The sequence below is a fragment of the Betaproteobacteria bacterium genome (genome assembly GCA_016791345.1).
Lineage (GTDB): Bacteria > Pseudomonadota > Gammaproteobacteria > Burkholderiales > JAEUMW01 > JAEUMW01.
On the sequence record JAEUMW010000006.1, the window covers coordinates 1 to 2,381 of the forward strand.

3 protein-coding genes are annotated in these 2,381 nt (G+C 67.1%); all 3 read right to left on the reverse strand.

The genetic code is table 11. The features are described 5' to 3' along the window. Nucleotides 1–18 precede the first annotated feature (18 nt). On the reverse strand, nt 19–216 hold the full coding sequence (locus JNK68_00150; protein ID MBL8538757.1) for a DNA-binding protein: 198 nt from the start codon (nt 214–216) through the stop codon (nt 19–21). Between the two features lie 109 nt (nt 217–325). Continuing rightward, nucleotides 326–1,765 carry an MFS transporter gene (locus JNK68_00155; GenBank protein ID MBL8538758.1) on the reverse strand — a complete coding sequence of 480 codons (1,440 nt, stop codon included), beginning with the start codon at nt 1,763–1,765 and terminating at the stop codon, nt 326–328. A 22-nt stretch (nt 1,766–1,787) separates the two neighbouring features. Then, nucleotides 1,788–2,381 (reverse strand): NAD-dependent deacetylase (locus tag JNK68_00160; protein ID MBL8538759.1); only part of this gene is annotated, 594 nt, incomplete at its 5' end.

Genomic DNA, 2,381 nt, shown 5'->3' on the forward strand with positions numbered 1-2,381 from the left:
CGCCGAGAGTGAGAAATCTCACTTAGCCAGGCGACGATAGAGTTCGCGGTTCTTCTTCAGCACGCGAGAAGCCGCGGACTCGAAGTCATCTGCGTCGGCGCTGACCAAGTCCGCCACGGCAGCCAGTGCAAGCGCCTCAGCTTCCACGCCGAGATCAGCGGCGACCGCCTTCAGCCGTTCCGTCTGGGCAGCATTCAATTCGATCGCGATCTTCATGCAACGACTCCATTAACGGAACGCGATACTGGCAGGCGCCTGCAACCCGCAGTATAGCCACAACGGGGAGCGTATCGCCGTAGTCAGATTCCCATTTTCCCACCCCGCCCTACTCCACGCTCGACAGCGGCGCCGCCACGGATTCGAGCGAGCGTCGCTCGGCGTTGACGCCGATCAGCAGTTCGACGATGGCGGCGCCGATCATGAGCGCTGCACCGAGCAGATAGCCCATCGTGATGTTGCCGCGCGCGCCGGTCTCGATCAGCGTGCCGAAGAGCCACGGCCCGATGACGCCGCCGATCGCGGTGCCGAGCACGAAGAAGAGCGCAATGGCAAATGCGCGCACTTCCAGCGGAAAACTCTCGCTCACAGTCAGGTAAGCCGAACTCGCGGCGGCCGAGGCGAAGAAGAAGATGATCATCCAGCAGAGCGTCTGCGTCGTCGCGTCGAGCAGACCGCGGTCGAACAGCACGGCGGTGACGGCGAGCAGGACGCCGGAAGCCGCATAGGTGAAGCTGATCATCGCCTTGCGCCCGATGCTGTCGAACAGCCGGCCGAGCAGCAAGGGGCCGAGAAAGTTGCCGACCGCGAACGGCAACAGGTAGAGGCCGATGCGATCGGCTGGGATCGCGTAGTGGTCGGACAGGATGAGTCCGTAGCTGAAGAAGATGGCGTTGTAGAAGAACGCCTGCGCCGTCATCAGCACAAAGCCGAGCAGCGCGCGCTGGCGGTAGGTGACGAGCACCGTGCGAAACGCCGCGCGCACCGCCGTGCCCGTGCGCGCATGGATGCGGATGCGCTCGGGGCCCGGCGCCGGCAGTGGCCCCTGGTCGGCAGCCACTCGAGCCTCGATCTCGGCGACCACCCGTTCCGCCTCTTCGAGCCGGCCGTGCGTCATCAGCCAGCGCGGGCTCTCCGGAATCCAGCGACGCAAGAGGAGAATGCCCAAACCCAGCACGGCGCCGATGCCGAATGCAAGTCGCCAGCCGACGTCGGCCGCGAACAGGGCGGGGTCGAGCAGGAAGACGGAGCCGGCCGCCCCGAGCGCCGCGCCCACCCAGAAGCTGCCGTTGATGGCGAGGTCGGTCCAGCCACGAACGCGCGCGGGTATGAGTTCCTGGATCGCGGAGTTGATCGCCGTGTATTCGCCGCCGATGCCGGCGCCGGTGAGGAACCGAAACAGCAGGAAGCTCGGCAGGTCCCACGCGGTCGCGGTGGCGGCGGTGGCGACGAGGTAGACGCCGAGTGTCACGTTGAAGAGCCGCTTGCGGCCGAGCTGGTCGGTGAGCCAGCCGAAGAAGGCGGCACCCGTCACCGCCCCCGCCAGATAGGCACTTGCCGCCAGGCCGATCTCGCCGGGTGTGAGCCGCAGCGTCGGGCTTTCCTGCAGCGCGCCGGTGAGCGCGCCCGCGATCGTCACCTCCAGTCCGTCGAGGATCCACGTCACGCCGAGCGCAACGACGACGAGCCAGTGGAAGCGACTCCACGGCAAGCGGTCGAGCCGCGCCGGCAGGTCGGTCTCGAAGCGCGTACCGGCAGTGGCCGTCACCCGATGTGCTCAGCCGTGCGCGTCAAACCGTCTCGGCGCGCAGGCGTTGCGCTTCCAGTGCCGCGACGAGATCGCCGAGACCCTCGGCACACGGCCGCTCGACCTTGAGGCTCAGCAGGTGATCGGCACGGGTGCGGCCAAGATTGATCGCGGCGATCGGCTTGCCGAGGCGCTGCGCGTGCTCGCAGAAGCGATACCCCGAATAGACCATGAGCGACGAGCCGACGACGAGCATGGCATCCGCCTCCTCCAGCGCACGCATCGCTGCATCGACGCGCGGGCGCGGGACGTTCTCGCCGAAGAACACGACGTTCGGCTTGAGCAGCCCGCCACAGTGCGGGCAGGCCGGCACCACGAACCCGTCCAGTTGCTCCGGCTCGATGTCCGCATCACCGTCAGGGGCGGCGGTGGCGGAAAGACGCCTATGCGTAGGATTCGCAGCCTCCAGCGCGCACTGCAGATCGGCACGGGAAACATCCACGCCGCAGTTGAGGCAGCCCACCCGCGCAATGCTGCCGTGCAGTTCGACGACATCGACGCTGCCGGCGCACTGATGCAGCCCATCCACGTTTTGCGTGACGAGCTGCCGCACGTGACCGGCCGCCTGCAATTGCGC

Bases quoted from the DNA above. Each gene is read 5' to 3' on its own strand.
- JNK68_00150 (MBL8538757.1), bottom strand. From the start codon at position 216: ATGAAGATCGCGATCGAATTGAATGCTGCCCAGACGGAACGGCTGAAG.